Annotated in this window: 4 protein-coding genes and 2 pseudogenes; 5 read left to right on the top strand and 1 reads right to left on the bottom strand. The window is 55.5% G+C overall.

Translation table 11 applies throughout. The annotated features are described in order from the left end of the window. Positions 1–76: 76 nt before the first annotated feature. Positions 77–2,713 (top strand): annotated as a pseudogene (locus tag PG899_RS21740) (Tn3-like element Tn3 family transposase); the annotation flags it as partial. Between the two features lie 34 nt (positions 2,714–2,747). Here the strand turns inward: PG899_RS21740 and PG899_RS21735 are convergent. Further along, a pseudogene (locus PG899_RS21735) lies at positions 2,748–3,311 on the bottom strand (IS630-like element ISEc33 family transposase); the annotation flags it as partial. A 120-nt stretch (positions 3,312–3,431) separates the two neighbouring features. On the opposite strand from PG899_RS21735, the gene msrB reads away from it, so the two are divergent. From msrB to PG899_RS21715, 4 genes are all read left to right on the top strand, one after another. Then, complete coding sequence (gene msrB / locus PG899_RS21730; protein ID WP_023338003.1) at positions 3,432–3,875, top strand: peptide-methionine (R)-S-oxide reductase MsrB; 444 nt, start codon at positions 3,432–3,434, stop codon at positions 3,873–3,875. 1 nt (position 3,876) lies between these two features. Beyond that, on the top strand, positions 3,877–4,416 hold the full coding sequence (msrA, locus tag PG899_RS21725) for a peptide-methionine (S)-S-oxide reductase MsrA (protein WP_023294902.1): 540 nt from the start codon (positions 3,877–3,879) through the stop codon (positions 4,414–4,416). Between the two features lie 132 nt (positions 4,417–4,548). Then, entirely contained in the window at positions 4,549–5,253 is a 705-nt protein-coding gene (locus PG899_RS21720) for a glutathione S-transferase N-terminal domain-containing protein (protein ID WP_004099038.1), read from the top strand. Continuing rightward, entirely contained in the window at positions 5,250–6,218 is a 969-nt protein-coding gene (locus PG899_RS21715) for a magnesium and cobalt transport protein CorA (protein ID WP_018716208.1), read from the top strand. Before PG899_RS21720 ends, PG899_RS21715 begins: the two co-directional genes overlap by 4 nt. Positions 6,219–6,253 lie beyond the last annotated feature (35 nt).

Raw genomic sequence — 6,253 nt, 5'->3', positions numbered from 1 at the left:
AGCAGAGAAAGTCGATACAGAACAGGACCTTGGAAGGCGTTTTAAATGGACTCGCCGCTTAAGGTCCTGTACATGATTTCGCCTTACCCGTCTTTTATATACCCGGAGCTGGATAAGCAACGAACGTCCTGGCCTGCTTTTCGATCTGGCGACAGGGTGGCTTATGCAACATCGTATTATTCTCCCCGGAGCCACTACGCTGACCCGGTTGATTTCAGAGGTAAGGGAAAAGGCGACGTTGCGCCTGTGGAACAAACTGGCACTGATACCGTCAGCCGAACAACGTTCACAGCTGGAGATGCTGCTGGGGCCAACTGATTGCAGCCGCCTGTCTTTACTGGAATCACTGAAAAAAGGCCCTGTGACCATCAGTGGTCCGGCGTTTAATGAAGCAATTGAACGCTGGAAAACTCTGAACGATTTTGGCTTGCATGCTGACAACCTGAGTACACTCCCGGCTGTGCGCCTGAAAAATCTCGCACGTTATGCTGGTATGACTTCGGTGTTCAATATTGCCAGGATGTCACCGCAGAAAAGGATGGCGGTTCTGGTTGCCTTTGTCCTTGCATGGGAAACGCTGGCGTTGGATGATGCACTGGACGTTCTGGACGCCATGCTGGCCGTTATCATCCGTGACGCCAGAAAGATTGGGCAGAAAAAACGGCTCCGCTCGCTGAAGGATCTGGATAAATCTGCATTGGCGCTCGCCAGCGCATGTTCGTACCTGCTGAAAGAAGAAACACCGGACGAATCGATTCGTGCTGAGGTGTTCAGCTACATCCCCAGGCAAAAGCTGGCTGAAATCATCACGCTTGTCCGTGAAATTTCCCGGCCCTCAGACGATAATTTTCATGAAGAAATGGTGGAGCAGTACGGGCGCGTTCGTCGTTTCCTGCCCCATCTGCTGAATACCGTTAAATTTTCATCCGCACCTGCCGGGGTTACCACTCTGAATGCCTGTGACTACCTCAGCCGGGAGTTCAGCTCACGGCGGCAGTTTTTTGACGACGCACCAACGGAAATTATCAGTCGGTCATGGAAACGGCTGGTGATTAACAAGGAAAAACATATCACCCGCAGGGGATACACGCTCTGCTTTCTCAGTAAACTGCAGGATAGTCTGAGGCGGAGGGATGTCTACGTTACCGGCAGTAACCGGTGGGGAGATCCCCGAGCAAGATTACTACAGGGTGCTGACTGGCAGGCAAACCGGATTAAGGTTTATCGTTCTCTGGGACACCCGACAGACCCGCAGGAAGCAATAAAATCTCTGGGTCATCAGCTTGATAGTCGTTACAGACAGGTTGCTGCACGTCTTGGCGAAAATGAGGCTGTCGAACTCGATGTTTCTGGCCCGAAGCCCCGGTTGACAATTTCTCCCCTCGCCAGTCTTGATGAGCCGGACAGTCTGAAACGACTGAGCAAAATGATCAGTGATCTGCTCCCTCCGGTGGATTTAACAGAGTTGCTGCTCGAAATTAACGCCCATACCGGATTTGCTGATGAGTTTTTCCATGCTAGTGAAGCCAGTGCCAGAGTTGATGATCTGCCCGTCAGCATCAGCGCCGTGCTGATGGCTGAAGCCTGCAATATCGGTCTGGAACCACTGATCAGATCAAATGTTCCTGCACTGACCCGACACCGGCTGAACTGGACAAAAGCGAACTATCTGCGGGCTGAAACTATCACCAGCGCTAATGCCAGACTGGTTGATTTTCAGGCAACGCTGCCACTGGCACAGATATGGGGTGGCGGAGAAGTGGCATCTGCAGATGGAATGCGCTTTGTTACGCCAGTCAGAACAATCAATGCCGGACCGAACCGCAAATACTTTGGTAATAACAGAGGGATCACCTGGTACAACTTTGTGTCCGATCAGTATTCCGGCTTTCATGGCATCGTTATACCGGGGACGCTGAGGGACTCTATCTTTGTGCTGGAAGGCCTTCTGGAACAGGAGACCGGGCTGAATCCAACCGAAATTATGACCGATACAGCAGGTACCAGCGAACTTGTCTTTGGCCTTTTCTGGCTGCTGGGATACCAGTTTTCTCCACGCCTGGCTGATGCCGGTGCTTCGGTTTTCTGGCGAATGGGCCATGATGCCAACTATGGCGTGCTGAATGATATTGCCAGAGGGCAATCAGATCCCCGAAAAATAGTCCTTCAGTGGGACGAAATGATCCGGACCGCTGGCTCCCTGAAACTGGGCAAAGTACAGGCTTCAGTGCTGGTCCGTTCATTGCTGAAAAGTGAACGTCCTTCCGGACTGACTCAGGCAATCATTGAAGTGGGGCGCATCAACAAAACGCTGTATCTGCTTAATTATATTGATGATGAAGATTACCGCCGGCGCATTCTGACCCAGCTTAATCGGGGAGAAAGCCGCCATGCCGTTGCCAGAGCCATCTGTCACGGTCAAAAAGGTGAGATAAGAAAACGATATACCGACGGTCAGGAAGATCAACTGGGCGCACTGGGGCTGGTCACTAACGCCGTCGTGTTATGGAACACTATGTATATGCAGGCAGCCCTGGATCATCTCCGGGCGCAAGGTGAAACACTGAATGATGAAGATATCGCACGCCTCTCCCCGCTTTGCCACGGACATATCAATATGCTCGGCCATTATTCCTTCACGCTGGCAGAACTGGTGACCAAAGGACATCTGAGACCATTAAAAGAGGCGTCAGAGGTAGAAAACGTTGCTTAACGTGAGTTTTCGTTCCACTGAGCGTCAGACCCCGATTAAGGTGGATATCCACTTCATCTTCATAAAATACCGGATGCTCTGCGCTGCATTCATCCAGCGCTTTGTGGATTACCGCCATCTTTTCATCTTTATGTGGGTCACGGATACGCAGAGTTGGCGCGGCCCTGCGCCATACAAGCCCCGCAGATGGCAACCAGCGGCGAACGGTTCCTGCATGTAACTGGCAACCGGTTATCTCATTGATTTTTAATGCCAGTAATTCGGTGCTCCAGCGTGAACGTTGATAACCAAAATCGCCGGGAGAATGCTTTATCAGCTCACGTAACAGGGTGCAGATATGTTCAAAAGGCCAGCGTCGGGAGCGCCCTGCGGGTAAGGATTTCAGGCCTTCAATACCTGAGTGCGTAAACCAGTTAATCCAGCGACCAACGGATGAACGAGCACAACAGAGAGTTCTGGCAACATCGCTGACCCGTTCACCCCGATGAAGCATCAGCATGGCCGTGAGTCTGCGGGCATGATTTTTATCGCGCGTTTTATGAATAGCTTTCTGCATCAGGCGTCGTTCGCCACGGGGTATTGGTGCTATGATCGGCATCGCTCAGTCCGGTTGGTGGTTTTGGTTGGTTTGGCGATTGATCAGATCGCACAATCCGGGCTGAGTTCCCTTTCAGTGATCTACTATTCCGCGCATCTATTTAGATTATTGGAGACTATCATGAAGTTTGAGAAGTCACAGGCAGCAGTTGACCGCCTGACCCCCGAGCAACGCCGGATTACCCAGGATTCGGGGACCGAAAGGCCCTTCACGGGCGAGTACAACGACAACAAGGAGCCTGGCATCTACGTCGACATAGTGTCGGGAGAGCCACTGTTCGCTTCGACGGACAAGTTCGATTCGGGTACTGGCTGGCCCAGCTTCACCAAGCCGATCGTTTCGGCAAACGTGAACGAGGTGCGGGACAGCGCACACGGCATGGTCCGGACGGAGGTCAGGTCAGTACACGCAGACAGTCATCTCGGCCATGTGTTCCCCGATGGTCCTTCCGACCGCGGCGGTCTGCGGTACTGCATCAACTCAGCGTCCCTTCGCTTCATCCCGCGCGACGAGATGGAGTCCGAGGGATACGGTGAATATCTCGATCAAGTAGAGGAGGCTTAACATGCATCAGCGCGCTGTTCTCGCAGGAGGATGTTTCTGGGGCATGCAGGATCTGATCCGCAAGCGGCCCGGCATCATCTCGACCCGTGTGGGTTACACGGGCGGCGATATTCCGAACGCCACGTATCGTAATCACGGCACGCATGCCGAGGGGATCGAGATTGTCTTCGACCCGACAGTGACGAGCTACCGGAACATCCTGGAATTCTTCTTCCAGATCCACGATCCGACGACGCTGAACCGCCAGGGCAATGATCGTGGGCTCTCCTACCGGTCGGGCATCTATTATGTCGACGAGGAGCAGAAGCGCGTCGCCGAGGATACGATCGCCGATGTGGATGCCTCGGGGCTGTGGGATGGCAAAGTGGTGACCGAGGTCCAGCCGGTCGGCGAGTTCTGGGAGGCCGAGCCCGATCACCAGGATTATCTGGAGAAGCACCCGGGCGGCTACACCTGCCACTTCGTCCGTCCCGGCTGGGTGCTTCCGAAGCGCCAAAAGGTTGACGACGTACAGCCAGCGGCCGGGACCGCGGCGGAATAGGCTTCGCTGCCGTTAGTGCCGCGCCGATCCGGTTCGCAACCTCCGACGACCGCGTCAATCGACGCGGTCGTCGAACCCGGCCTTGAAGCAGATCATTCCATTCAGCCGCCGTCGCAGTGCCAGGATCCAGATATGACAGACCTCTCCTCCTTTCCCATCACGCAGCGCTGGCCAGCATCTTATCCGGATCGCTTGCAACTATACGCGGCCCCCACGCCCAACGGCGTCAAGGTCTCGATGATGCTGGAGGAGACTGGCCTGCCGTATGAGCCCCACTTCGTCGACATCTCGAACAACGAGTCGAAGGATCCAGCGTTCGTGTCGTTGAATCCCAACGGCCGCATACCCGCGATCATCGATCCGGCTGGCCCTGACGGCCAGCCCATTGGCATATGGGAAACCGGTGCGATCCTCATCTATCTGGCCGACAAGACGGGGCAGCTCATCTCAACAACACCCGCCCAGCGGTACGAGACTCTGGCCTGGGTGTTCTTTCAGGTGTCGGGCGTTGGGCCGACCTTCGGACAGCTAGGCTTTTTCCTGCGATTTGCCGGCAAGGACTATGAGGACAAGCGACCTCGGCAGCGCTTTGTTGATGAATCCAGGCGTCTTCTCGGGGTCCTGGATCACCGGCTGGAGGGCCGCGAATGGATTGTCGATGATTACTCGATCGCGGACATTGCGACGTTTGGCTGGGTGAATGCGCTGGTCGAATTCTACGCAGCGGGCGACATCCTCGGCCTAAGCAGCTATTCGAACGTGCAGGCATGGCTCGAACGCGGGCTGGCGCGACCGGCTGTACAGCGTGGCCTGCGAATTCCTGCGAGGCCTGCATGACCATTATCGCCGCATATTATTACAACGAAGGTAAGCGAGTCCGTGAAATCAGGCTCGATGAGCACGTCGAACTAAACGAGAATCGCTCGGGCTTCTGCTGGATCGCGCTTAGCGAGCCCACCGCAGACGAACTCAGCGCGATCCAGACGACGTATAACCTCCATCCTTTGGCGATCGACAACGCCATGCACCCGCTGTGCCCGCCCAAGCTCGAGGTCTACAACGATGAGTTGTACGTCGTCGCCCAGACCGCCGAGCTGGTCGGCGACCGGATCAGCTACGGCAAGATGGCGATCTTCACCGGTCACAATCACCTTATCACCGTGCGGCACGGCAATGCCGGAGCGCTGGGCAAACTTCGGGAGCAACTCGAGGCATCGCCGACGCAGTTCGGCAAGGGTGTCGACTATGTGCTGCACGCGATCTTGCACCGAGTGGTCGACCAGTATCTGCCCATCTTCGAAATGATCGAGGACGACGTCCTGGCGATGGAGCGACGGTCGCTGCACGATTTCCTCGGGCCAGAAGAGGTGGCGCGAATCTTCGAACTAAGGTCCGAACTCACGCGGTTCAAGCGCACGCTCGGGGCTATGGCCGAGCTGGTGCGAAAGCTCGTTCGCGGCCACTTTCCCTGCCTCAGCGCCGAAATGACACCATATTTCCACGACGTCGCGGACCATGTCCACCGCGTGCAGTCCATGGTCGACGGCCTCCTGCTTGTCCTGTCCACGGTCTTCGAGGCCAGCAGCCTTCTGGAAGCGCAAAGGATCGGTGTGGTCACTCGCCAGCTCGCGGCCTGGGCGGCGATCTTGGCGGTCCCGACGGCGATCGCCGGAATATATGGCATGAACTTCAAGCACATGCCGGAACTGGACACGCCATATGGCTACTTCGTCGTGCTCGGAGTGATAGCGGTGTTCTGCCTTCTCCTGTTCATGCGCTTCAAGAAGGCCAAGTGGCTATGAGTAACGCACTTCGCGAGCTTCTCCGTCCGCCGAGT

This window comes from Aeromonas sp. QDB39 (assembly GCF_027707585.1).
Lineage (GTDB): Bacteria > Pseudomonadota > Gammaproteobacteria > Enterobacterales > Aeromonadaceae > Aeromonas > Aeromonas hydrophila.
This window is presented reverse-complemented; position numbering and strand designations above follow the sequence as displayed.

Excerpts from the sequence above, each read along its gene's own strand:
- msrB (WP_023338003.1), top strand. The coding sequence starts at position 3,432 with ATGAAGTTTGAGAAGTCACAGGCAGCAGTTGACCGCCTGACCCCCGAG.
- msrA (WP_023294902.1), top strand. The coding sequence starts at position 3,877 with ATGCATCAGCGCGCTGTTCTCGCAGGAGGATGTTTCTGGGGCATGCAG.
- PG899_RS21720 (WP_004099038.1), top strand. The coding sequence starts at position 4,549 with ATGACAGACCTCTCCTCCTTTCCCATCACGCAGCGCTGGCCAGCATCT.
- PG899_RS21715 (WP_018716208.1), top strand. The coding sequence starts at position 5,250 with ATGACCATTATCGCCGCATATTATTACAACGAAGGTAAGCGAGTCCGT.